Origin of the sequence: Nocardiopsis mangrovi, assembly GCF_042653925.1 — a bacterium.
In the GTDB taxonomy this organism is placed as follows: domain Bacteria; phylum Actinomycetota; class Actinomycetes; order Streptosporangiales; family Streptosporangiaceae; genus Nocardiopsis_B; species Nocardiopsis_B mangrovi.
In genome coordinates, this window is the sequence record NZ_JBHSFQ010000005.1 from 171,764 (window position 1) to 195,053 (window position 23,290).

Here is a 23,290-nt window from a genome sequence, read left to right on the forward strand (position 1 = left end):
GTCCTCCTGACGGGGCGGAGCCGGCTATCCCGCGGGCCGGATCTCGGTGAGGGTGAGCACCGCGCCGAGCTGGTTGTAGTTGCGCCAGGTGGTGGGCAGGTGGTGCGGGTCGCCGTCGGCGGAGGAGGGCCAGTTGGTCCAGGTCTCGTTGCTGACCTGGGACCACATGCCGTTGTACCAAAGGGGGATCACGGGCATGTCGGTGAGCTGGATCTCCTGGAGTTCGGCGATGGTCGCCCGCATGGCGTCGGTGTCCTCGACCGGCGTCCGGGAGAGTTCCTGCACGAGCTCCCAGGCGTCCTCGTTCTCGTAGCGGGCGAAGTTCACGGTGGTCTGCCGCTCCAGGACCGGGGTGCGGAAGATGTAGTCGTAGTAGGTCCAGGGGGTGTTGGACATCTGCCGCTCGTTGTTGATGAGCAGGTCGAAGTCGCCGGTCTCGCGGGCGTCGCGCAGGGCGGGATCGTCGGGGAAGTCGGCGGTGAGGTCGATGCCGACGGCCTGGGCGCCCTCGGCGATGATGCGGGCGGCCTCCATCCAGTCGGTCCAGCCCGAGGGGACGATGAGGGTCAGCTCGACGGGGTCGCCGTCGGGGGTCTCGACCATGCCGTCGCCGTCGGTGTCCCGGTAGCCGGCGTCGGCGAGGAGGGATTCGGCCTCGGCGGGGTCGTGGCCGAATCCCTGCTCCTCGACGGTCGCGCCGTCGACGTAGTCGTCCCAGATGGGCAGCAGCCCGGTGGGGTCGGCGGGCTCGACGAGGTCGCCGTAGGGGCCCGCGACGATCTGCGCGACGTCGACGGAGTTGGCGAGTGCGCGGCGGAACGCGGGGTCGTCCAAGGGCTCGCGCTCGGTGTTGGGCACCAGCCACGCGGTGTTCGCGGGGACCATGTAGGGCGGTTCGGCGTAGTAGCTGGTGATCCCGGAGCCGCCGTTGAGCACCTGGTCGATGCCGGGCAGGAAGTTGTTGCTGATGTCGATGTCGTTCTGGAGCAGCAGGCCCTGGGCGACCTCGTTGCTGCTGCTGACGATGTCGACGATGTAGGAGGGGGCGACGTCCAGGTCGAGCTGGTCGCGGGCCCACCAGCCGTCGTTCTCCGCCCACACCATGCGGTCCTCGCTGTGGGTCTCGTACAGGTAGGGGCCGGTGCCGACGGGCTCTTCGTTGGCGGCCGCGGTGACCTCCTGCTCCGAGCGGTCCTCCCACAGGTGGCGGGGGACGATCGGGTTGGCGTAGATCCAGTTGGCCCATTCCTGGTGGCGGGGGTCGGAGAAGGTGAAGCGGGCGGTGCGGTCATCGACGGCCTCGGCGCTTTCCAGCCATTCCCACAGATTGTGGTAGGGGACGGACTCCATCCGGCCGAGTTCGGCGGTGAAGACGACGTCGGCGGCGGTGAGGGGGGTGCCGTCGCTCCATTGGACGCCGTCGCGGACGGTGACCTCGTAGGTGTCCTCGCCGGTCCATTCGCCGTTCTCGGCCAGCCAGGGGATGTATTCGTCCTGCTGGGGGTCGTAGAGGAACAGCGGCTCATAGACGTAGCCGGTGGTTCCCGTTGTATAGGCCCAGTTCATGATGGGGTTCCAGTTATTGGGCGGGCCCCACTGGGTGCCGGTGGTGTAGAGGGTCTCCTCGCGCGGGTACCCGCCGGATCCGCCGCCGTCTCCGGAGCAGGCGGAGGCCGCCATACCCACCGCGAGCAGCGCGCTGAGCCATTTCAGCCGCTTGCGCATTCGTCGTCGCCTCCCAGCTGGGGCCGGTCCGAGCCCCGGCCGCGGACGTGACGCGGGACACACATGGAACGCCGCCAGAACATCACTAAACCGGTTCACGGTCAAGACGCGTTACGGAAACTAAACCGGTTTAGCTCTCACCTGGAAATGATCTTGAACCCCGCACTCCGGCCACCCCAAGAACGATCTTCATAACCGACAAAACTGACATTGTGCATCAAAATAGAATGAACTACTCATTTAACCAGCAATTCATCGCGACTTCGAACAAATAACTTTCCCCCTCTTTTCAAGAACGTTTCAGCGCTGTTATGTTCCGTTCATGGGAGCGCTCCCATACGTCGGCCCCGAGGTGTCCACCACCGCACGGACCGGCGGCACCCCGTCCCCGTCCCGCCCGGGAGGCACCACGCGCGACCACCCACGCCACCGCCGCTGAGTGATCCCCACACCTGCCCGGCGCGGCCGGCCCCGCCCCACCGGGTTCCGGCCTCCTCCGGCGGCGGACCGACCATCCCCCGACGACTCCCCCAAGACACGATCGGCCGAGGCGCTCCCCGCATCCGGCCGGCACCAGCCGTGAGGAGTTCCCCCGCAATGACCACCGACCAGCGAAGCCCGGCCCGGCGCCGGCGGCGCCGCGCCGTGGGCGCGGCAGCGGCCGCCGTCGCGATGGCCGCGTCCTGCTTCTCCATTTCCGCCGCCGCGGCCGACGACGTCTCCGCGGCCCGCGTCGACAACCCCTATGTGGGCGCCGACGTCTACGTGAACCCCGAGTGGTCCGCCAACGCCGCCGCCGAACCCGGCGGCTCCGCAGTCGCCGACCAGCCCACCGGCGTGTGGATGGACCGCATCGCCGCGATCGAGGGCGCCAACGGCCGCATGGGCCTGCGCGAGCACCTGGACGAGGCCGTCGAGCAGGCGGGCGGCCAGGAACTGGTCTTCCAGGTCGTCATCTACAACCTGCCCGGCCGCGACTGCGCCGCGCTCGCCTCCAACGGCGAACTCGGCCCCACGGAGCTGGGCCGCTACGAGAGCGAGTTCATCGACCCGATCGCCGAGATCCTCGCCGACCCGGCCTACGCGGACCTGCGGATCGTGGCGACGATCGAGATCGACTCGCTGCCCAACCTGGTCACCAACGTCGGCAGCCGCCCCACCGCGACGCCCGAGTGCGACACGATGCTGGCCAACGGCAACTACGTCAACGGCGTGGGCTACGCGCTGGACCAGCTCGGCGCGATCCCCAACGTCTACAACTACATCGACGCCGGCCACCACGGCTGGATCGGCTGGGACAACAACTTCAACGCCTCGGCGCAGCTGTTCTACGACGCCGCCAACGCCAACGGCGCCACCCCGGCCGACGTGGCCGGGTTCATCGCCAACACCGCGAACTACTCGGCCACGGTGGAGGAGAACTTCTCCATCACCGACACGATCAACGGCCAGCCCATCCGCGGCCAGTCCCAGTGGATCGACTGGAACAACTACGTCGACGAGCAGTCCTTCGCCCAGGCGTTCCGCCAGGAGCTGATCGGCGAGGGCTTCGCCTCCGACATCGGCATGCTGATCGACACCTCCCGCAACGGGTGGGGCGGCGCCGACCGGCCGACGGGCCCCGGCCCGACGACCAGCGGCGACGCCTACGTCGACGGAGGGCGCTACGACCAGCGCATCCACATCGGCAACTGGTGCAACCAGGCCGGCGCCGGGCTCGGCGAGCGTCCCACGGCCGCTCCCGCGTCCGGGATCGACGCCTACGTCTGGATGAAGCCCCCGGGCGAGTCCGACGGCTCCAGCGAGGAGATCCCCAACGACGAGGGGAAGGGCTTCGACCGGATGTGCGACCCGACCTACCAGGGCAACCCGCGCAACAACAACAACCCCTCGGGTGCCCTGCCCGACGCCCCGATCTCGGGCCACTGGTTCTCCGCGCAGTTCCAGGAACTGCTGGAGAACGCCCACCCGCCGGTGTGATCCGGGCCGGCCGCCCACCCCGGTGAGCAGGAGGGCGGCCGGACCGGCGAACCGGCGGCGCCCCCGCGGTCCTCACGGGCCGCGGGGGCTTCGCGTGCCGCGGACCGCGACGGCGCCGCGGTCACGGGGCCACGGCCGCCTCGGTGGTCAGGCGGCGGGTGTGGTCGACCGTGCGCACCGCGCCGACCAGCCGGACGCCGGCGGTGAGCCCGGGGTCGGCGCTGGAGGCGGCCAGGTGCAGGTCCAGGTCGCCGGGCTCCACGATGCGCCGGCCGTCGGGCCCCGTGTAGGCGGCGAGGTCGGCGTGGACGGCGAAGTCGACCCTGCGCTCCGCGCCGGGGTCCAGCTCCACGCGCGCGTAGCCGATGAGCCGGCGGACAGGGCGCACCACCCGGGCCACCGGGTCCTCCAGGTAGAGCTGGACGGTCTCGGAGCCGGGCCGGGGGCCGTCGTTGCGCACGGTGCAGCCCACCGTGACCCGGCCGTCGGTGGGCACCTCCCGGCGGGGGCCGGGGTGCCCGGCAGGCACGGGAGCCCCGTCCACCCGCGGGTCCGACCAGGTGAAGCGGGTGTAGGAGAGCCCGTGTCCGAACGGGAACAGGGGCGTGGGGTCGACCGAGCTGACGTCGCTGCGGCGGGCCAGCGGGGCGCCGAGGTAGGTCGAGGGCTGCCCGCCGGGCACGCGGGGCACGCTCACCGGCAGCCGGCCGCTCGGGGAGATCCGGCCGGACAGCACGCCGGCCACCGCGGGGCCGCCCTCCTCCCCCGGGAAGAACGCCTGGAGAACGGCGGCCGTCCGCCCCTCGAAGGCCCCGAGCGCGTAGGGGCGCCCGGCGAGCAGGACGAGCACCACCGGGGTGCCGGTCGCGACGAGGGCGTCGAGCAGGTCGTGCTGCACGCCGGGCAGCCGAAGGTCGGCGACGTCGCACCCCTCTCCCGAGGTCCCGCGGCCGAAGAGCCCGGCGGTGTCGCCGAGGACGGCGACGCACACCTCGGCGTCGCGGGCGGCGGCGACCGCATCGGCGAAGCCGGAGGTGTCGTCCCCGGCCACCGGGCACCCGGGGGCGTGGGTGACGCGGGAGCCGGGCAGTTCGGCGCGCAGCGACGACAGGACGGTGGGGATCTCCACGCCCATGGGCACGCCCGGGTGGTGGGCGCCGACGTGGCCGGGGAAGGAGTAGCAGCCGAGCATGGCGCCGGGGGTGTCGGCGTTCGGCCCGACCACGGCCACCGTCCGCGGGCCCGACAGCGGGAGCGTTCCGTCGTTGGCGAGCAGCACGGCCGACCTCTCGGCCAGGGTGCGGGCGAGGTCGCGGTGGGCGGCCGGGTCCAGGTCGACGCCGCCGGGGCCGGGCGCGGCGGCGTCGCCGGGCGGCCCGCTGGCGGGGGCGTCCCCGAGGCCCTCCCCCGCGACCGCGGGGACGGGCTCCCAGCCGGGGTCGAGGAGGCCGAGTTCGCACTTCTGGAGCAGGACCCGCCGCGCGGCCCGGTCGACGAGCGCTTCGGCGACGGCGCCCGAGCGCACGGCGTCGGCCAGCGGTACTCCGTAGCAGCGCACCGAGGGCAGCTCCACGTCCACGCCGGCCTCCAGCGCGAGCGCGGCGGCCTGCCCGGGGGATCCGGCGACGCGGTGCAGGGTCTCCAGGAAGGAGATGCCGAAGTAGTCGGCCACCACGGTGCCGGTGAACCCCCAGGTGTCGCGGAGCACGGCGGTGAGCAGCCCGCGGTCGGCGGCGGCGGGCACGCCGTCGATGTCGGTATAGGAGTGCATGACGGACGTGGCGCCGCCGGCGTGCACCGCCATTTCGAAGGGGGGCAGCAGGACATCGGCGATCTCGCGGGTGCCCGCGGAGACCGGGGCCAGGTTGCGGGCGGCACGCGAGGCGGAGTAGCCGATGAAGTGCTTGAGCGTGGCCACGACACCGGCCGACTGCAGGCCGCGCACGTAGGCGGTGCCGACCGTCCCGACGAGGTAGGGGTCCTCGCCGATGGTCTCCTCGGTGCGCCCCCAGCGGGGGTCGCGGGTGACGTCGAGCACCGGTGCGAGCCCCTGGTGGATACCGACGTGGCGCATGCTCGCCCCGATCTGCGCGGCCATGCGCTCCACCAGCGCGGGGTCGAACGCCGCACCCCACGCCAGCGGGACGGGGTAGACGGTGGCGGTCCAGGCGGTGAACCCCGCGAGGCACTCCTCATGGGCCTGGGCGGGGATGGCGAACCGGTTGGCCGCCATGATCTGCCGCTGGGAGCGGGCGAGCGCCCGCGCGCCCATCGCCGGGTCCACGGGCGCGGTGCCGAAGGGGCGGGTGAGCTGGCCGAGGCCGCCGGCGATGGCCCGGTCCCAGTCGGGCGGCCCATCGGCCATGTCGTGCTGGTGGGGGGCGACCCCTTCGCCCGATGCGTCGGCGCCGACCCACAGCCCGGCGAGCTGGGCGGTCTTCTCCTCCAGGGTCATGCGGCCGAGCAGCCGGTCGACGCGTTCGGCGGCGGGCAGCGACGGATCGCGCCAGGGAGCGTCGGCGGGGTCGGGAAGACGCGTCACGGGTCGCCCTTCGTCGGTGGGGTGGGTGCTCCGGGCGCTGCGGAGCAGCGGGGGTGCGCGCCGCCGGGTCGCGGACGGCTACCTGCCGCCCACGCCCATCAGGCCGTTGACCAGTGAGCGGCGCGCGATGAGGTAGACGAGCAGGATCGGGACGGCCGAGAGCACCACTGCGGCGAGCAGGCCCGGGACGTCCACGCGGTACTCGCCCTGGAACTCGAAGAGCCCCAGGGTGATCACGCGCTGCTCGCGCGACTGGGTGAGGATCAGGGGGAACAGGAATCCGTTCCACGCCTGGAGGGCGGCGTAGACGGCGACGGTGCTCAGGCCCGGCCGCGACAGCGGCAGCACCAGGCGCAGGAAGGTGCGCACCGCGCCCGCGCCGTCGAGGGCCATGGCCTCGTAGAGGTCGGCGGAGATGTCGCGCATCGAGCCGGTCAGGATGAGGACGCACACGGGCAGCGCGAAGGCCGCCGTGGGCAGGACCACGGCGATCAGGGAGTCGTAGAGGCCCAGCTCCACGATGATGAGGTAGACGGGGATGATGACCGCCTGCGACGGGATGGCCAGGCCGAGCAGGAAGGCGCGGAAGGCGCCGGCGGCCCAGCGGCTGCGGGACCGGACGACGGCGAACGCGGTGGTCGCGGCCAGCGCGACGACGATCGCGACCACGCCCGCGGTGACCAGGGCGGTGTTGAGCACGAACCCGACGAGGCCGTTGGCGATCGCGCCGGCGTAGTTGTCCAGGGTGGGATTCTCGGGCGGCGTGAGCGGGCCGGCGCTCAGGTAGTCCTCGCTGCGCTGGAAGGTGGCGATCAGCAGCGCGTAGAGGGGGACGCCGGTGATGATCAGCCAGGCGGCGGCGCCGGCCCCGGCCAGGAGGTTGGGCCGCCGGCGCCGGCGGCGGGGCCGCGGGGAGGGGGGCGTCGGGGTCACATCCCCTCCCGGCTGCTGCGCATGGCTCCGAACCCGGTGGCGCGGACCAGGACGAGGGAGACCGCGGTGGCCACCGCGACCAGGGTGAGCGCGATCGCGCTCGCGTAGCCGGTCTCCCAGCTCACGAAGCCCGTCTCGTACATCAGGTAGGGGACGATGGTGGTGTCGGTCCCGGGGCCGCCGCCGGTGAGGATGAGGACCGTCTCGAAGTAGGTCAGCGAGCCCACGACCATCAGCACCGACGATGTCGTGGCGGTGTGCCGCAGCTGGGGCAGCGTGATGTGGCGGAACGCCTGGGCGCGGCTCGCGCCGTCGATCTCGGCGGCCTGGTAGAGCGAGGCCGGGATCTGCCTGGTGCCGGCCTGGTAGAGCAGGGTGTGCAGCGGGATGAACTGCCAGGCGCTGACGAACACGATGACCAGGAACGCGCTCCCGCCGCCGCCGAACACGTCGATGCTGGGCACGCCGATCAGGCCGGCCACCCACGACAGCGGGCCGAAGTTGGGGTCCAGCAGCGCCCGCCAGATGATGGCGATCGCGGCCGACGACAGCAGCAGCGGCACGAAGAAGACCGCCGAGAGCACCGCGCGGTTGCGCTGGCGGCCCGCGGCCCACACGCCCAGCAGCAGGCTGATCGGGGTCTGCACCGCCCAGTTGGCGGCGGTCAGCAGCAGGCTGAGCAGGACGGCCTTGTGCATCAGGGGGTCGGCGGCCAGCCGCGTCCAGTTCTGCCCGCCGGTGTAGCGCGGGGTGCCCAGGCCGCCCCACGAGGTGAGGGACAGGTAGGCGACCAGGGCCATGGGCAGGACCGCGAAGGCGGCGAAGAAGAGCAGGCCGGGCAGCGCCCACACCGCTCCCGGGCGGCCCGCGCGGGGCCCGGCCCCGGGCGCGCCCCGCGCGGGGGCGGCGCTCACCGCAGCGCCGCCAGTGCGTCGACGAACTCCTCCGGGGTGCTCTGGCCGTTGAAGAGCTCCTCGATCTCGGTGACCATCGGCGTGGCGATGGAGGGCGGCAGCGCCTGGTTCCAGGAGAGCTGGAAGGCGGGGGCGTCGCGGACCATCTCGTACTGGTACACGGCGAACTCGGGGTCGGGGCTGTCCTGGAGGAGGTCCTCGGCGTCGGTGGTGGTGGGCACTTCGCCGTTGTCGACCATCTCGCGCACGTAGTCGGGGTCCACGGTCTCCCTCAGGAACTCCTGGGCGGCGTCGGGGTACTCGGTGTCGGCGGTGACCGAGAAGTAGTTGGTGGGGTTGCCCACGACGTTGGCGGGGTCGCCCTCTCCGCCGGGCAGGGGCGGGAACACGCCGTAGCCGAGGTCCTCCTCGGCGAACTCCGGCGCCTGGTCGAGGTGGGTGGAGTACTCCCAGGAGCCCATGAGGTGCATCGCGGCCCGGCCCTCCGACAGCAGGGTCGAGGCGGCGCCCTCGGTGTAGCTGACCGAGGCGTAGGCGTCGCCGAAGGCGCCGCGGTCGACCAGGTCGCGGACCATCTCGGCGGCTTCGAGCACCGCGGGGTCGCGCCAGCCCTCGGGGTCACCGTCCTGGATGCGGCGGAACACCTCGGGGCCGCCGATGCGGTCGACCAGGTACTGCAGCCACATCTGCTCGGTCCAGGGGTCGGCGCCGCCCAGCGCGAAGGGGATGATGCCCTCGGCGGTGCAGGCGTCGATGGTGTCGAGGACGTCCTGCCAGGTCTCGGGGGGCTCCAGGCCGAGTTCGTCGAGGACGGCCCGGTTGTGGAAGAGCATGACCGGCTGGGTGCCGCGCAGGGGGATTCCGTACTGGACCCCGTCGATCTCCCCGCCTTCGAGGATCGAGGGGATGAAGGACTCCGCGAACTCCGGGTCCTGCTCCAGGAGGTCGTCGAGGGGGAGCAGCATGTCCTGCTCGACATAGGGCCGGATGCTGCCGGCGCCCCAGTTGAAGAAGACGTCGGGCTGCTCCCCCGATCCCATGACGGTGCGCACGCGGTCCTGGTAGGTCTCGCCGGGCACCTCGTCGACGACGGCCTCGACATCGTCGGAGGACGCGTTGAACCGCTCGACGGCGGCGTGCTGCACCACGGCCAGGCTGTCCTGGTACATCCAGACGTGCATCCGGCCGTCGGAGGCGCCGCCGCCCGCGCACGCGGTGGTGGCGAGGAGGGCGAGCGCCGCTCCGGCGGCGCCGACTCTGGGGGTCGTCATGGCCACTCCCTGTTTTCGAAACTATCGGAGTATCTGCCGCAAGTCATGGGGAACCTACGTCGAGACGGCGCGGGCCGTCAATAGCCGGATGCGACCTTCGTCACCCCTCGACCCGCCGGTATCGGCGGCCCGCGTAACATCAGGGGTCGTGACCGCAGATCCCACGCCCACACCGCAGGACCCGGCCGCCGGCGAGCCCATCACGATCTCGAAAATTGCGAAGGCCGCCGGCGTCTCGGTACCGACCGTCTCCAAGGTCCTCAACGGCCGCGCCGACGTCGCCGCCGAAACCCGGTCGCGGATCGAGGAGCTCATCCGCCGCCACGGCTACCGGCGGCGCCGAGGGCCCGGCGGCGGCCGCTCCGCGACCATCGACCTGGTCTTCCACGAGCTGGACAGCGCCTGGGCCATCGAGGTGATCCGCGGGGTCGAGCGGGTGGCGCGCGCCGAGGGGCTGAGCGTGGTGCTCGCCGAGACGGGCGGGGAGCAGACGCCGCAGGACGGCTGGGTCGACTCCGTCCTGGCCCGGCAGTCGACGGCGGCGATCCTGGTCTTCTCCGACCTCGCGCCCCGCCAGCGCGACCGGCTGGCCGCGCGGGGCATCCCCTTCGTGGTGGTCGACCCCACCGGCGACCCCGGCACCGACATCCCCTCGGTCGGGTCGGCCAACTGGAACGGCGGGCTGGCCGCCACCCGCCACCTCATCGAGCTGGGCCACCGCCGCATCGCGGTGATCGGCGGCCCGCGCCACGTGCTGTGCAGCCGCGCGCGCATCGACGGCTACCGCTCCGCCCTCGACGCCGCCGGGCTGCCCGTCGACCCCGGCCTCATCCTCTTCGGCGACTTCCACGTCGAGAGCGGGCGCGACGGCGGCCGCACGCTGCTCCAGCTGGCGGACCCGCCCACCGCGGTCTTCGCGGGCAGCGACCTCCAGGCCATGGGCCTCTACGAGGCGGCACGCGAGCTGGGCGTGCGCATCCCCGAGGACCTCAGCGTGGTGGGCTACGACGACCTGCCGGTGGCGCGCTGGGTCGGCCCGCCCCTGACCACCGTGCGCCAGCCGCTCACCGAGATGGCCGAGGAGGCGACCCGGATGGCGCTCCTGCTGGCCCGCGGCGAGCCCCCCGCCAACCTCCGGCTGGACCTCGCCACCGACCTGGTCGTGCGCCAGAGCACCGCCGCCCCGGCACCGCACCCGTGAGAACACCCGGACGATCCGCCATACCGCCGGGCTCATCCCCCCGCTCCCCTTAACAAGGAACGGCACGACGCACGTCCGGGATGGCCCGGTCAGGCCCGGTGTATCACCAGGCCCGCCACATTTCCGTGATCAAGTCGATGCCGGTGGCGAGGTCCTCCCTCGGTTGCCGTGGAGGGTACGGGCCGTCGGCAAGGACACGGAACCACCCCCACATGCGCGGGGAGCACTGCCCGCATTCCCCTGCCGAAGCTCCGGCACCGGGACCATCCCCGCGTGCGCGGGGAGCACTGGCCGTTGATCCGCTTGGCGGCGCCGCCGGACGGACCATCCCCGTGCGCGGGGAGCACCCCATCTGCACCAGGTGATCCTTGCCCGGGTGGGGACCATCCCCGCGTGCGCGGGGAGCACGCCAGGAACGCCTTCAGCTCCGCGGCCGTGGCGGGACCATCCCCGCGTGCGCGGGGAGCACAAGCGGTGGTGGATGTTCCGCAGCCCGCTCGGGGGACCATCCCCGCGTGCGCGGGGAGCACTCTTGATGACCTGCGCTTTTCCCGAGTGCAGACGCCAGTTTCCTTCACTTCCTGGGAATCGGGCAAATCACCGGCGGCACCTGTGGCCCATCATCGGTATCCGAAGCGGCGGCGCTTGGATGCCTTGCTCCATCCGCGTTTGGGAGGCGTTACGGGAAGTGCCGCCTGCCCCTCGTGGGGACGCCGGATGAGCGTCAGGCCCTCATGGTCGACCGGCTGCCACTTGTGGTCGAAGGTCCGGAACGTGAAGCCCTGCTCGTTGTCGGTGCCGTAGGCGAGCAGCGCACGGCCGTTGCCTGCGTACTCCTGCACCTCTGCCCACAGGACCTCGCGGATCCGCGCGGAAGGGCCCCCGATGAACACACCCGGGGAAATCTCCAGCAGCCAACGGGTGAGGAAACCGCGCAGCCCGGCCGGGCAGTTGGTGAGCACGATGACCGTCACCAGATCACTCCGTCAGCGTAGTTTCGCCCGGATTCCACCTCGGCTCCGCGGTCGCTCTGGAGCGCCACACGGTCGACGGCGGCATCGGCGACATCGCGGTCGATCCCCTCGGGCAGCAGGAGGCTCTGGACGTCGTGGACGCAGCGGTCCAGGAACCCGGTCGCGTTGATCCGGTCGCGCAGCGCCCGGCGGGTACGCGGACCGACCTCTTCGGGGCTTTCGGCCGCGGTGTCGAAAGCGACCGGAATGCCTATTTCGGTCTTGTAGAGGTCGGCCACATCCAGAACGAAGGACAGCTCGTGCCCGGAATGGACGAACCCCAATCCGGGTGCGCACCCCAGGGCGGCCACCACTGCGTGGCAGACGCCGTAGAGGCACTGGGCCGCGGCGGTGACACCCTGGTTGGGCGGGTCGCCGCCATCGAAATCGCCGTGGACATAGCGCCGCCCCCTCCACGGAATACCGACGCGTGCGGCCTCTTTCCGGTAGAAGTCCTTGACCCTCCTGCCTTCCTTGCCCAGGAGCTGCTGGCGGGTCAGCCCGGCCGGGTCCTCGTCGGGAAAGCGCATCCGGTACATGGCGCGGGCGACATCCAGCCGGGTGGTCCGGTTGGCCCAGGCGCGCGCCTGGGCCTCGACCAGTGCTGCCGAGCGGGAAAGTGAGCGGCCGCCCGCGTAGAAGCGGACTCCCTGTTCGCCCACCCACACGACGCCGGCGCCGCACTCGCCGAGCACGCTCATGGCCTGGTGGGTGACGCGGGTTCCGGGCCCCAGCAGCAGGGTGCCGATGGTGGCCGAGGGGATGTGGGTGATGCCGTCGCCGTCCTCAGCGGTGATGGCATTGGCGTCGCGGTGGACGGTGCACCGCTCCAGGTAGACGAAGGAGACCCGGTCGGCGATGCGGGCCAGCTCGCGCGGGGTGGCGGCGCTGTGCCTGCCCACTGTGGCCACCGCTCAGCCCACCGGGGCCAGGGTCATCAGCCCGCAGCCGTAGGCTTTGGCGCGTCCGAGCCCGTGGGTCAAGGTGTGACGCAGGGACTCGGGGTCCACGACTTCCAGCCGTCCATCGAAGGTCGCGGTGACCAGCGTGACGCGCCTCTTCTGGCGCTCGCGTTCCTTCGTCTTCGCCTCGCGATCCTCGGCGGGTTTGTCGAAGGAGCGGTCGCGGCGCTCATGGACGAGCAGTTCGTATTCGTCGCCCTCAGGCAGCAGGCGCTGCTCTCGGGGTTTCTCCAGAATCCGGAATCCCGCGGCTTCCTGCCGTTGCAGCAGCCACTGCATCTGGTGGCGCGGAGTGACGTGTGCGGTGACCTTGGTGGGTTCGCCGTCACCGCGGCGGATGCTGTGCACAGGGTTGGCGGTAAGGCGAAACGCCCAGGTGTCGCCCTTGGCCAGCCGGGATAGGAACGGGCCGTAGTCGTAGGTCTGCCAATTCGGCCGCTGCTTCCAGCCGGCCTGCTCCACGACGTGGGTGAGGTCGGGCGGCGTGGGGCTGACGATGTAGAGGAACACTTCGGCCTTTGCGTTGCGGTCCACCCGCCACAGCACCCGCGGGGTGTCGGTGTCGGTGGGCAGCACCTCGGGAAACGCGTTCATCACCGCAGCGTGCATGGCGCGCGGGGAGGCGAGGAGCCGCCGCGCGCCGCCGCGCGCCGTGTTGAGGCGGAAGCGGGTGAGGTGCATCAGTCGCCTCCCAGCAGACTCGTCGGATCGTGGGCCGGTACCGCCGGTCGGCGGGCCCGGGGGTTGGCCACCTCGACCGTGTCGGTGCGCAGGCCGCGCAGGGCGTAGCGGCGGTGCAGGGGGTTGAAGCTCAAAGGCAGGTCACGCAGGCTGTCAGCGCCGGTCGCGCCGGGAGCGGCGTCGATCAGGGTGGTGAGGGTGACGGTGGCCTGCCGCGCCCGGCTGCGCTGATACCAGGCCGAGGCGCGCCATTCCTCGACCGCCAGCGCCTCCTCCAGGCCCATCCGGGTGCGGACGCCGATGTCGATCGGCCGGGCCGGTGGACACGAGCGCCGCCCCAGGTAGGGCAGGAACTCCGGCGCGCGCACCGCCCGGTGCAGCTCGCCGATCAGCGCGTCCTCGCCTTTCACGGCCGCGACGAAGACCGCGTCGGCCAGATAGAAGCGCTCGGAGACGGGCATGGCCGCGCCCGTGTCGAGGTGCCGGGCGGTCTGGTAGTCGCGCACGCGGGTGCCGGGCTGGTCCAGGCGCACACCGAATCGCAGAGCGGCCAGGTCGGACAGGTCGGAGGTGCGTTCACGCCCCTGGGCGGCGGCCAGCAGCCCGAGGACACCGCTCTTGGTGGGCGCGTTCTCGGTGGTGCGGCGGGCGAATCGGGCTGCCGACCCCCACGCCTGTAGGGGGCCGGCCAGCTGGAGCAGCAGGACGCTCATGCCGGGGCTGCCGCCTGCTCGATCGCCGCGGCGCCGACGGCGGAGACGAGTTGGGCCAAGGGCAGTTCGGTGCCCAGTGCGCCGAGCTTGGCGGTGTTGGGCCCGATCCGCAGCACCCAGGTCTTGGTGTCGCCGGCGATCCCGTAGGCCGTCTCGATCTCACCGATGTACTGGGCCAGGCGCTCGCTGGCTTCGCGCACGTGGCCGCGTCCCATCTCGACGGGCTCCTCGAAGGCGCTGACGAAGCTGACGGGCCGTGTGCTGCGCAGCTTCACTATCACCGCCTCGGGCAGGGTGTTGTGGCCGAAGGTGTTGCGCTTTCCGGTGGGCAGCGACTCGACGAACCCGCGCACGAACGCCTCGACGGCGCGGCGCAGCGGCTCGGTGACCGGCTCGTCCTCACGCAGCCCCTCCCCCAGGTTCCTGCGCAGCAGGTCGACGTCGAGGGCCGCGTAGCGGTACAGCGTGGCGGAGTTGAATTCGACGACGCCGATCATGCCCGCACCGGTTTCATCGTCGGGGTTCTCATCGTCGACCGCGGTGTAGTAGTCGGACTCGTTCTCCACCGGGTGCACGCTGATGGCGTGGGCGACTTGGGCGGCGGCGTCGACGTTGACGTCGGCGCCATCAGCCACCATCCGCCCGAACAGGGCGATGTCCACCGAGTGCCGGGTGTCGGCGAGTTCCTTGGCGCGCTTTTTGTTGTCCTTGAGGAAGGTCGTGATGTCGGCGCGGCCTTCGACAGCGAGCCCGGCCAGGGCGTCGAGCTGGCGGGCGCTGAGGAACATCAGGTAGGCCGACTCGGGCGCCGGGGCGTCCTCGCCGCGTTTCTTTGCGGCGTCGGCTTTGCGCTTGGGGACCTCGATCTTGGAGCCGGTGGCGGTCCGCACGGTCTCGGCGGCCAGCGTCCAGGCGTCGCGCTCCTCGATCGAGCCGTCGATGCGGCGGATGCGCTCGGCCAACAGCTCGGCGACGCGTTTGGTGCGGATGCCCAGTTCGCCGGCGTCGAGCATGTCGTCGAAGGCCATACGGGTGGCGCGTTTCCAGGCTTGGCTGGAGACCCGGGCGCGGCGGACGCCGCCGTAGAGGGCGGTCTTGGGCGCGCCCGTGTCATCGCGGTTGATGTTGCTGGGCGGGACGGTCTGCAAGATGTGCAGGTCCACGATGGTGCGGCTCATGGGCGGTCCTCGTCGGTCTCGGTGGAGGGCTCGATCGCGGATGGCGATGTGTCGGTGCCGGCGGCTTTGCCGGCGGCCGCGGTGGTGGAGGAGGCGTGAAAGCCGCGCCCCCAGGCGGCGCGGACGTCGCTGCGGCCGCCGGGTTGCTGGAAGCGGTGGATCTGGTCGGCCAGCAGGCCGTAGTCGAGGGCCACGGCGTCGCGCCGTAGCAGCACGACGATCTCGCGCAGCCGGAAGGCAAGGGTGGCCAGGTCGTGGGCGGTGCCGACCTGGACGAAGCGTCGCCGCAGCGGCTCGTCGATGTCGCCGGGCGGCATGAGCCGGCGCACGGCCGCGCCCAGGTCGCGTCCGCGCTGGTGCATGCGCTCCTCACGGCGGGACTGCTGGTGCACCGCGAAGAGTGTCAGCGCGATGTGGGCGGCGTCCTCCGCCTCCTCCTGCTCATTCGCCTTCTCTTCTCGTCGGAGGAAGGGCGGCATGGCCTCGTAGAAGCGATCGTCCAGCGTCAGGCCCCACAGTTCGGGGACCGCCTCGATGGTCTTGCCCGCGCCGCGCCGCAGTTGGGCCAGGGTGGCCACGGCGCCGGAGCGGTCGTGGATGTAACCGTTCTGGATCTCGCGGACGCGTTCGTCGACGAAGGCGCCGACCCACCGCAAGGGGGGCGTGCGCTTGGGGCCGGTGGTGGTCACGCTCGTGCCTCGTCCGTCTGCTCGTCTGTGGTGGACATCGGAAGCCCCTTGTTCAGCTCCGCGCGGAATCGCAGGTCGGCGCCGCCGGCCGTGAGCCAGAACGACCCGGTTGCGGTGTCGATGAGCCGGCCCGTCCAGGCCGCGTCGCCCGCCTGGTCGACCAGCCGCTTGCCGAGGTCGAGGACTGTTCGGCGGGCGAGGCGCTGCCATTCGCCGCGTTCGGCTTCGGGATCGTCGTCGGCGTGGAGTCCGTGCAGCCAGTGCCGGAAGGGCCCGTCGAGTGCGGCGAAGCCAAGGTCGCGGGCCGTGGCCTTCGGGCCTTCGGTCTCGGCGCCGGCTGCCTGCGCGAGTCGCTGGGCGAGATCGCCCAGGGCGGTGACCGCGCGTTCGGCGTCGGCGACCGCGTCGACGGCGGTCTGGCCGAGTTCGGCGTCGCGCTGGTGGAGCACGGCCACGGCCATGGCGACGCTGTCGTCGACGATCTCGTCGATGACCGACTGCTGGGTGCCGTAGACGACGCCGCACAGCCGTACGCGGATCAGGTGGTCGTGTGCCAGGAGCCCTTCGTTGGCCAGCCGGTTGACCCAGTCGAGCACGCGAGGGCGCACCACCGCGGCGGCCTCCTTGCGCTGCTCGGCGCCGGTCGCCCGTCCGGTGACCAGGGCGGCCAGTCCGCGCCAGGCGGTGCGCGTGGGATCGTGCTCGCGCGGCAGGTAGACCTGCGACCGGCCCAGCTTCTTCTCTTGGGCGGGGCTGCGCCGCCAGGCGGTCATCGGCTCGCGGTTGTGCATGTTGTGCGGTGTCAGCGGGTCTCCGTAGGCCAGCAGCGCGCCGTACACCCCCTCGGCGTCGTAGCGCAGCCGCAGGCGGCGGCTCTGCCAGGTGTAGAGGTCGCGGACTCCGCTGGGGCGTGCCGCCAGCTCACGGGCATCGGCAGGGGCCGCCCCGGCAGGGTCGCGGCGCCAAGCGGGGCGGTCGTCGGCGTCGATGTGAAGGTTGTCGGCATCGGCCGCGATCAAGTTGAGCAGCAGGGTCTCATGCAGGGTGTCGCCTTCGGCGAGCACGCCGCCGATGTTGCCCGTCCACCCCACCCCTTGCGGGTAGCCCTTGCCCCCTTTGACGCGGGGGTCGCCCACCGCCCCGGACTTGATGCCGGAGGGGTCGTAGGCGTGGGCGTGCACGACCCACCGGGCGGCCTCGGCGAAGCCGAGGCGGCCGGCACCGCGGGCCCGCATGGTGAAGAACGGTGCGCCGTTGGGCACGTCGGCGACGATGCGGTCGAGGGAGAAGTACTCGTCCTTGGCCGTGCGCAGACCGGCGACCTGGAAGAACGGTGTCCGGGGGTGCAGCAGGTCGAAGCGGTCGCGGTACCGGTCCAGGTAGGCGGCGATGCGCTCGGAGGGCAATCCGTCCCGCCACAGCTCCGCACAGTGCTCGGAGTCGCGCGGACCCTCGATGGCGTCGTGCACGATCGCCAGCAGCAGCCGCACCAGCGCGAACTCCTGGGTGGGCACATCGCCGACGATGCGGCGCAATGAGACGGCCTGCTCCACGACATCCCGCAACGACAGCTCCTCCTCACTGCCGTCCAGACGCTGGACCGGGATCCACGGACGAGCGATCAGGTCGTAGGAGAGCGGAGGGATCTCATCGGACACGGTGGACCTCAAGACCGTCGGATCGGCTGTAGTGGAGTTCGTAGCCTGCCAGGCGGCGACGACGGTTCTCGTCGAGGACGAGGATCAGCTCGCCGGCGAGCCAGTGCGCCTCCTTGGTCTGCCAGGCGGGAAAGCAGTCGGCTTCGAGTTCGGCGATCGCCGCGTCCAGGGTGCGGGGGTCGGAGAACTCGGGCGGCAGACGCAGGCCGCAGGCGGCCACGATCCGGGCCAGGCGGGCACCAGGGGCTGCGTCGGTCGGCAGCGCCAGCCCGCCGCGCGCGTGCCCGTCCCGGTCGGGGGACAGCCAGGGAACCGTGGCCAGCGTGCCGTCGGCGCGCCGCTGCGCGACCAGGACCTCCACGCTCTCTCGGCTGTCGCGCACCTGGGCCTTGCCGCCACGGCTGTCCTCCACGTCGCCGACCCCGGCCTCCACCCAGCCCACCAGAGCCCGGCCGGGGCGCGCCTGCCGGTTGAGCAGAAACGCGTCGGCCTTGTACCGCTGTTCTGCCTGGTGCGTTTCGTGGGCGGTGCGCGCCTCGGCCATGGCCTCGGCCCACTTCGGGGGAGCGACCACCTGGTCGCCGTAGGCGTGCTGCACCAGCGGGCTGATGTCGTCGGGCAGGCGCACCGTGCTTCCCGTCGCGGAGGTGTGCGACAGATACGGCTCCAGTACCGCCAGCGAGCACAGCAGCGGGTAGGTCCGGTAGACGGCGCGCGATCCCCGGACCGGTTGGGGCACGGGGGCGTCCCAGTCGACGCCGGTGATCAAGCAGCGGGCGGCACGCAGCCGGGGCGGGCGCTCGCATTGGCCGAGGCCACGCTGATGGCGGTGCAGGCGGCCCATGCGCTGCAACAGCAGGTCGACCGGCGCCAGGTCGCTGACCAGCAGGTCGAAGTCGACGTCAAGAGACTGCTCGACGACCTGGCTGGCGACCACGATGCGTTTGTCGGGCCGCATCCCGCCCCGATCGGCGGCCTTCCCCGGAGGGCCGAACTCGGCGAGCAGTCGCGCATCGTTGTCGGAGCGATCCAGGTCCAGAAAGCGGGCGTGGGCGACGGTGACCTGAGCGTCGCCGAACCGCTTGCGCAGGACGGCGGCGGTTTCCAGGACGCGGCGGACCGTGTTGCGCACCACCAGCGCGCACCCGCCCCCGTCGAGCTCCAGCTCAAGCCGGTCGGCCAACCGCTCGACATCGTCATCGAGGCGCTCCAGGCGCACCGACGTAGCGCGGCCCGAGGCGCCGGGGACCGCGATCCGCGGCGCGGCGCCCGGCGCGACCGTGGTGATGAGCGGATAGCCCTGCGCCTCCCGCACCGAGTCGAAGACGGCATCGGACTCCGCGGAAGCGGAAGAGGAGTCTCCTGCGGCGTAGACCCTGACGAGTTCGCGGCGCCGCGCGGCCGGCAGCGTCGCCGAAAGCACCACCACCGGCACCCCGTAGGCACCCAGCCATTCCAGGACCCGGTCGAGGTAGGCGTTCATGTAGGTGTCGTAGGCGTGGGCCTCGTCGATCACCACGACCTTGCCCGCCAGAGCGAGGTGGCGCAGCGCCAGGTGCCGGCTCTTCAGCCCGGCGAACAGCAGCTGATCGATGGTGCCCACGGTGAAGCTCGACAGCATCCCCTTCTTGCGTCCGCGCAGCCAATGGTGGGCGACCAACTCGGCCGAAGCCGCATGGGCGTCGCCGCGGTGGGCCCAATGGTCCCCGCCGCCGTCGGAGGCGATACCGGCCAGCGCACGGCGCCCGGCCCCCATCAACTCGGTGAAACGCTCGTTGAGGGCCGCCTTGGAGTGGGCGAGGAACACCGAATGCGCGCCGGTTTCCACGCGGGCGTCGGGTAGATGGTTCAGCCAGTCGAGCAAGCGGGGGAACATGGCGTTGCCGGTGGCCATGGTGGGCAGGGCGACGAAGCAGCCGCCGGCGCCGGAGCGGGAGGCGAAGATCTCGGCGACGGCGAGCGCGGCCTCGGTCTTGCCCTCGCCCATGGGCGCCTCGATCACCATCAGGCCAGGCGCGGCCATCTCACGGGCCATGGTCACCGCTGCTTCCTGCACGGGGCGGGGGCTGGCGCCGGCGGGCAGGTCGAAACGGGTGGCGAAGATGCCATCGGGACCGGCTTCAGGCTCGACCGCGACCCATGGACGCGGCAGATCGAGTCCGCGCCACGCCGTCTCGATGCGCTCGGGGTCGCTGCCGCGCTCGCCGGGGAAGTAGGGGAAGAGCTCCGGGTTGCTGGCGATCCAGTCGGCGACGATCACGAGGCCGGTCAGCAGTACCTGCGTCGACTGCGGCAGCGCCATCGTTCGCCAGTCGGCGATACGGTCCCGCACGCCGCAGACCGCGGCGGCCGTGTCGAGTAGTTCGTGCTGGACGCCGCGCCACGCCTCCTCGCTGCCGCGGGTGCGCAAGAGCGACCGGTGCCGTGCCAGCTCGGCGATGTCGGCGTGCGTCGGAGCGATGCCGTGGTGGCCGCCGACGATGACGGACAGTTGAAGCGTGGCCTGTTTGCCCCAATCGTGGCGCTCGACGAGCCATTCCTGGAGCAGCATCTGACCGGCCAGCCCGTGCGGGGCGAGCCTGCGGTCGGGCATCTGCTTCTGCAACCGCATCTCCAGACCTGCTCGGCGCATCGCATCGGCAAGCCCCTCCACTTGGCACGCGAAGGAGGGCGTGGCCTTCCCGATGTCGTGGACGGCCGCCAACCAGACGGCCATCCGCCGAGCATCACCGGCGCCCCCCGGCACAGCGGCGGCCACCAGCTGACGCACTCGGTCGGGGACCCATTCGTCCCACAACCGCTCGGCCACGGCGGCACTGTCGGCCATATGCCGCCACAGCGGCAGCCAGCCCTCGGAGTCGAAGTCGTGCTTGGCCCACACCGTCCGCGCGGCTGCGGAAAGTCCACTGGGCCAGGATGGGAGGGATCCCGCGAAATCCATGGCGCCAGTCAACCGCACGGGACCCCCTAAGGCAGGCAGATCAGGAAAATCGGCATACCCGAACTTGCAGGGCCGGAGGCCGGGTCACGGCCCACACCTCCGGCCCACCCAGGTCAATCCCCGCGTGCGCGGGGAGCAGCTGGTGTAGTCGGCGTCGTCGGCGTCCATCCTGGGACCATCCCCGCGTGCGCGGGGAGCAGCCGACAGGCCGCCTTCGCCCGCCGTCAGCGCAGGGGACCATCCCCGCGTGCGCGAGGAGCAGGCCCGGCTTGGACTTCTTAGCCTTGCCGTCGCGGGACCATCCCCGCGTGCGCGGGGAGCAGCTCCGCTCCGGCGGCCGCCGGCGCGGGTGCCGGGGACCATCCCCGCGTGCGCGGGGAGCAGGACTTCGACCCCCAAGGCCACCTCACGAGCCAGGGACCATCCCCGCGTGCGCGGGGAGCAGGGGCAGCAGGCCCCCGCGCAGCAGCGGGGCGGGGGACCATCCCCGCGTGCGCGGGGAGCAGACATCCTTCGGGTTCGGACGCGACCACTCGTTGGGACCATCCCCGCGTGCGCGGGGAGCAGAGCGGCAATTCGCACTCGTGGGAGCGGAACGGGGGACCATCCCCGCGTGCGCGGGGAGCAGGGCGTCACCCCGCAGGAGACCACCGAGGACCAGGGACCATCCCCGCGTGCGCGGGGAGCAGGTCAAGCGCATCGACGCTGAGGACATCCAGGCGGGACCATCCCCGCGTGCGCGGGGAGCAGTACGTCGACGAAGCGACGCTGGTGCCGCAACCGGGACCATCCCCGCGTGCGCGGGGAGCAGGACCTCGGCCACTGCGACCAGTGCTACCGGCCGGGACCATCCCCGCGTGCGCGGGGAGCAGCGCCACCGGCCGTTCGACCGCCGGTAGGTCACGGGACCATCCCCGCGTGCGCGGGGAGCAGCCGTCGTCCTGACCCCGGAATTTGGGCTTGTGGGGACCATCCCCGCGTGCGCGGGGAGCAGGCCGTTCCACACCCGGTCTCGGCGTACCAAACGGGACCATCCCCGCGTGCGCGGGGAGCAGTCCCACTGCTCTGACCAAGCAAAACGGCCCCGGGGACCATCCCCGCGTGCGCGGGGAGCAGGCTCAACGACCTGCATGTTTATCTTAGACCACCCCTGTTTTTCTTCACTCCCACTGAAAACGACACTCATATACAAAACGGATTCATGAACACAAATACCCCAAGGTGGCGCCAACAACCGGTACGCCTGGCCTTGATCCATGACGAAGACCTGGTCTTCGACGTCCATCTGAGCCGGTTTCGGTGACTCGAACTCGCCATCGATCAAGACGCAGTTGTCTGCCACTCGCACCCGCTCGACAACGAACGGCCGGCCCTGGGGGAGGTTCCTGAGTTCCTGTCCGCCCATCGCCTGATCTTTCTGTCCTAAGTCAGATCCGGCGAGGATGTGACGTCCAAGATGTTGGTCTTGATCCTCTCGAATCCGACGACCGGCACCGCGGCTCGCGCGGGAGGGAGCAGTCCCTAGCCACGCAGGGCGGATCGGATCGCAGCGGCAAGGAGGGCCGGGCTGCGGGCGCCGCCGAGCACGGCGACGTGGGAGCCGCGCGCAGACGGATGCGCGCAAGACCGTCCCGACCGATGGCCGTCCCTGGCGCGAACGTGCGGAAGCCGCCCGCGCGACGCGCGGACGGCTTCCCTTGATCCCGAAGGGAAAAGATGAATCCCCTCCCCTACCCGGCGGGCTCCTCCGGGTCCACGTGCGGCCTGGCCGCGATGAACGCCTGGACGTCGGCGTCGCGGTAGCGCAGCTTGCGGCCCGGTGTGCGGACCGCGGTGAGCCTGCCCTCACGTGTCCAGCGCATGACCGTCTCAGGGTGCACCCGGAACACGTCGGCGACTTCAGCTGTGGTCCACAACCGGGTGTCCTCGATCCCGGGCGGGGCGGCATACCGCCGGTCGGCGTCGGGCACCCGCACAAGTCGCGCAACCGGAACCGGGGCCTCCCTCTGCCTGCCCTCTGCCTCCTTCCCTTGGGTGGTGTCGGGTGTGCGCTTGGGCAGCGGGGGTCGGTCGCTAACGGCGGGTCTCTCGCGCTCGGGGTCGGGGCGTCGGGTCGGGGGCCGTCCGGCAGGCTCTGGGCCAAACGGTCATGGGTCCACGTAGCCCTGCCCTCCCCTCCAGAACGGGCAGGGACACGCGGGTTCTCGGGAGCGGTCGGGTGGCCTGACCCCGGAGGGTTGCGCTTCCCGCACCGCGTCGGGGGTTAGGGCTTCTTCGGGTTGCCGCACCACGTGCACGCGTTGGCGTGGTCGGGTTGGCCGCCCCGTTCACACAGGTCACACGTCCACGCGGTCACGGGGCGCAGGACGGTTCTATGTTCGGTCCCGTCGCGGTCGGCGGGTGCGGGTGCGTTGCCGACGTCGCCAGTTGTGTCGGGGCCGGGGCTGCGGGGTGCTCCTGCGCGCGGGGTCACCGCCCTACCCCTTCGAGGATGCGGCGCTCGTGGGCCCGGTAGTGGCCACCCACGATCCCGGCGAGCGGGTCGATCCCGGGGGCGTCCACGATCGGCGTGCGGGGCAGCGGCTGCGTCCGGTCGGCGAAGCGGTGAGGTATCCGGTGCCGTCCCACGTGCGACAGCTCGTCGTCCCGGTGTGGCCGGGCGGTCGTCGGCTCGGGGGCGCATCGACTCCCGGTCGTCGTGTGCCGCCCGGATGAGGTGGTCCGGTGCGTCTGGCGGTTGCGGACCCTGGTCCCGGTGTGCGGGGGCCATACGGCCCGGATGAACGCCCTGAGCAGGGCGGTAAGGTGCTCCATGTCATCAGCTCCTCATAGCTGGTGGCCACGCCCCCGGACGGTCTCCGACAGTTCGTCGCGGGGGTCTGTCGTGTC

At 71.7% G+C, this 23,290-nt stretch carries 17 protein-coding genes and 1 CRISPR repeat array; of the genes, 2 read left to right on the forward strand and 15 right to left on the reverse strand.

What is annotated here, in order from left to right; all coding sequences use genetic code 11:
- Nucleotides 1–24 precede the first annotated feature (24 nt).
- A complete protein-coding gene (locus tag ACFO4E_RS08110; protein WP_378572449.1) occupies nucleotides 25–1,725 on the reverse strand; it encodes an ABC transporter substrate-binding protein in 1,701 nt (566 codons plus the stop codon).
- Between the two features lie 597 nt (nucleotides 1,726–2,322).
- Here ACFO4E_RS08110 and ACFO4E_RS08115 point away from each other — a divergent pair.
- Nucleotides 2,323–3,705: a glycoside hydrolase family 6 protein gene (locus ACFO4E_RS08115; RefSeq protein ID WP_378572450.1), complete on the forward strand. Its 1,383-nt coding sequence runs from the start codon at nucleotides 2,323–2,325 to the stop codon at nucleotides 3,703–3,705.
- 121 nt (nucleotides 3,706–3,826) lie between these two features.
- On the opposite strand, the gene ACFO4E_RS08120 is transcribed toward ACFO4E_RS08115, so the two are convergent.
- The 4 genes from ACFO4E_RS08120 to ACFO4E_RS08135 all read right to left on the reverse strand — a co-directional run bounded on the left by ACFO4E_RS08120 (nucleotide 3,827) and on the right by ACFO4E_RS08135 (nucleotide 9,365).
- On the reverse strand, nucleotides 3,827–6,160 hold the full coding sequence (locus ACFO4E_RS08120) for a beta-xylosidase/alpha-l-arabinosidase (protein WP_417617419.1): 2,334 nt from the start codon (nucleotides 6,158–6,160) through the stop codon (nucleotides 3,827–3,829).
- Between the two features lie 165 nt (nucleotides 6,161–6,325).
- Nucleotides 6,326–7,180: a carbohydrate ABC transporter permease gene (locus ACFO4E_RS08125; protein ID WP_378572454.1), complete on the reverse strand. Its 855-nt coding sequence runs from the start codon at nucleotides 7,178–7,180 to the stop codon at nucleotides 6,326–6,328.
- Complete coding sequence (locus ACFO4E_RS08130) at nucleotides 7,177–8,094, reverse strand: carbohydrate ABC transporter permease (RefSeq protein WP_378572456.1); 918 nt, start codon at nucleotides 8,092–8,094, stop codon at nucleotides 7,177–7,179. Before ACFO4E_RS08130 ends, ACFO4E_RS08125 begins: the two co-directional genes overlap by 4 nt.
- A complete protein-coding gene (locus ACFO4E_RS08135) occupies nucleotides 8,091–9,365 on the reverse strand; it encodes an ABC transporter substrate-binding protein (protein ID WP_378572458.1) in 1,275 nt (424 codons plus the stop codon). Before ACFO4E_RS08135 ends, ACFO4E_RS08130 begins: the two co-directional genes overlap by 4 nt.
- A 199-nt stretch (nucleotides 9,366–9,564) precedes the next feature.
- On the opposite strand from ACFO4E_RS08135, the gene ACFO4E_RS08140 reads away from it, so the two are divergent.
- A complete protein-coding gene (locus ACFO4E_RS08140; RefSeq protein WP_378572652.1) occupies nucleotides 9,565–10,566 on the forward strand; it encodes a LacI family DNA-binding transcriptional regulator in 1,002 nt (333 codons plus the stop codon).
- A 620-nt stretch (nucleotides 10,567–11,186) separates the two neighbouring features.
- Here ACFO4E_RS08140 and cas2e read toward each other — a convergent pair.
- The 10 genes from cas2e to ACFO4E_RS08190 form a co-directional block, all read right to left on the reverse strand.
- The gene (gene cas2e / locus ACFO4E_RS08145) at nucleotides 11,187–11,540 is read right to left on the reverse strand and encodes a type I-E CRISPR-associated endoribonuclease Cas2e (protein ID WP_378572460.1); all 354 of its coding nucleotides are present in this window, start codon (nucleotides 11,538–11,540) and stop codon (nucleotides 11,187–11,189) included.
- Entirely contained in the window at nucleotides 11,537–12,490 is a 954-nt protein-coding gene (cas1e, locus tag ACFO4E_RS08150) for a type I-E CRISPR-associated endonuclease Cas1e (protein WP_378572462.1), read from the reverse strand. Before cas1e ends, cas2e begins: the two co-directional genes overlap by 4 nt.
- A 3-nt stretch (nucleotides 12,491–12,493) precedes the next feature.
- Nucleotides 12,494–13,222: a type I-E CRISPR-associated protein Cas6/Cse3/CasE gene (gene cas6e, locus ACFO4E_RS08155; RefSeq protein ID WP_378572464.1), complete on the reverse strand. Its 729-nt coding sequence runs from the start codon at nucleotides 13,220–13,222 to the stop codon at nucleotides 12,494–12,496.
- The gene (gene cas5e / locus ACFO4E_RS08160) at nucleotides 13,222–13,935 is read right to left on the reverse strand and encodes a type I-E CRISPR-associated protein Cas5/CasD (RefSeq protein WP_378572466.1); all 714 of its coding nucleotides are present in this window, start codon (nucleotides 13,933–13,935) and stop codon (nucleotides 13,222–13,224) included. The genes cas6e and cas5e overlap by 1 nt, the downstream gene beginning before the upstream one ends.
- The gene (gene cas7e, locus ACFO4E_RS08165) at nucleotides 13,932–15,113 is read right to left on the reverse strand and encodes a type I-E CRISPR-associated protein Cas7/Cse4/CasC (protein WP_378572468.1); all 1,182 of its coding nucleotides are present in this window, start codon (nucleotides 15,111–15,113) and stop codon (nucleotides 13,932–13,934) included. Before cas7e ends, cas5e begins: the two co-directional genes overlap by 4 nt.
- Complete coding sequence (gene casB / locus ACFO4E_RS08170; RefSeq protein ID WP_378572470.1) at nucleotides 15,110–15,802, reverse strand: type I-E CRISPR-associated protein Cse2/CasB; 693 nt, start codon at nucleotides 15,800–15,802, stop codon at nucleotides 15,110–15,112. Before casB ends, cas7e begins: the two co-directional genes overlap by 4 nt.
- Entirely contained in the window at nucleotides 15,799–17,460 is a 1,662-nt protein-coding gene (gene casA / locus ACFO4E_RS08175; protein WP_378572472.1) for a type I-E CRISPR-associated protein Cse1/CasA, read from the reverse strand. Before casA ends, casB begins: the two co-directional genes overlap by 4 nt.
- Nucleotides 17,450–20,401, reverse strand: a complete 2,952-nt coding sequence (cas3, locus tag ACFO4E_RS08180) for a CRISPR-associated helicase Cas3' (RefSeq protein WP_378572474.1) — start codon at nucleotides 20,399–20,401, stop codon at nucleotides 17,450–17,452. Before cas3 ends, casA begins: the two co-directional genes overlap by 11 nt.
- A 110-nt stretch (nucleotides 20,402–20,511) precedes the next feature.
- A CRISPR array of direct repeats spans nucleotides 20,512–21,517; the repeat unit is 29 nt; unit sequence GGGACCATCCCCGCGTGCGCGGGGAGCAG.
- Nucleotides 21,518–22,131: 614 nt separating this feature from the next.
- Nucleotides 22,132–22,371, reverse strand: a complete 240-nt coding sequence (locus ACFO4E_RS08185) for a helix-turn-helix domain-containing protein (protein ID WP_378572476.1) — start codon at nucleotides 22,369–22,371, stop codon at nucleotides 22,132–22,134.
- 499 nt (nucleotides 22,372–22,870) lie between these two features.
- Nucleotides 22,871–23,215, reverse strand: coding sequence for a hypothetical protein (locus tag ACFO4E_RS08190; RefSeq protein ID WP_378572478.1), 345 nt, complete (start codon nucleotides 23,213–23,215; stop codon nucleotides 22,871–22,873).
- Nucleotides 23,216–23,290 lie beyond the last annotated feature (75 nt).

Excerpts from the sequence above, each read along its gene's own strand:
- ACFO4E_RS08110 (WP_378572449.1), bottom strand. The coding sequence starts at position 1,725 with ATGCGCAAGCGGCTGAAATGGCTCAGCGCGCTGCTCGCGGTGGGTATG.
- ACFO4E_RS08115 (WP_378572450.1), top strand. The coding sequence starts at position 2,323 with ATGACCACCGACCAGCGAAGCCCGGCCCGGCGCCGGCGGCGCCGCGCC.
- ACFO4E_RS08120 (WP_417617419.1), bottom strand. The coding sequence starts at position 6,160 with ATGACCCTGGAGGAGAAGACCGCCCAGCTCGCCGGGCTGTGGGTCGGC.
- ACFO4E_RS08135 (WP_378572458.1), bottom strand. The coding sequence starts at position 9,365 with ATGACGACCCCCAGAGTCGGCGCCGCCGGAGCGGCGCTCGCCCTCCTC.
- cas6e (WP_378572464.1), bottom strand. The coding sequence starts at position 13,222 with ATGCACCTCACCCGCTTCCGCCTCAACACGGCGCGCGGCGGCGCGCGG.
- cas5e (WP_378572466.1), bottom strand. The coding sequence starts at position 13,935 with ATGAGCGTCCTGCTGCTCCAGCTGGCCGGCCCCCTACAGGCGTGGGGG.
- cas7e (WP_378572468.1), bottom strand. The coding sequence starts at position 15,113 with ATGAGCCGCACCATCGTGGACCTGCACATCTTGCAGACCGTCCCGCCC.
- cas3 (WP_378572474.1), bottom strand. The coding sequence starts at position 20,401 with ATGGATTTCGCGGGATCCCTCCCATCCTGGCCCAGTGGACTTTCCGCA.
- ACFO4E_RS08190 (WP_378572478.1), bottom strand. The coding sequence starts at position 23,215 with ATGGAGCACCTTACCGCCCTGCTCAGGGCGTTCATCCGGGCCGTATGG.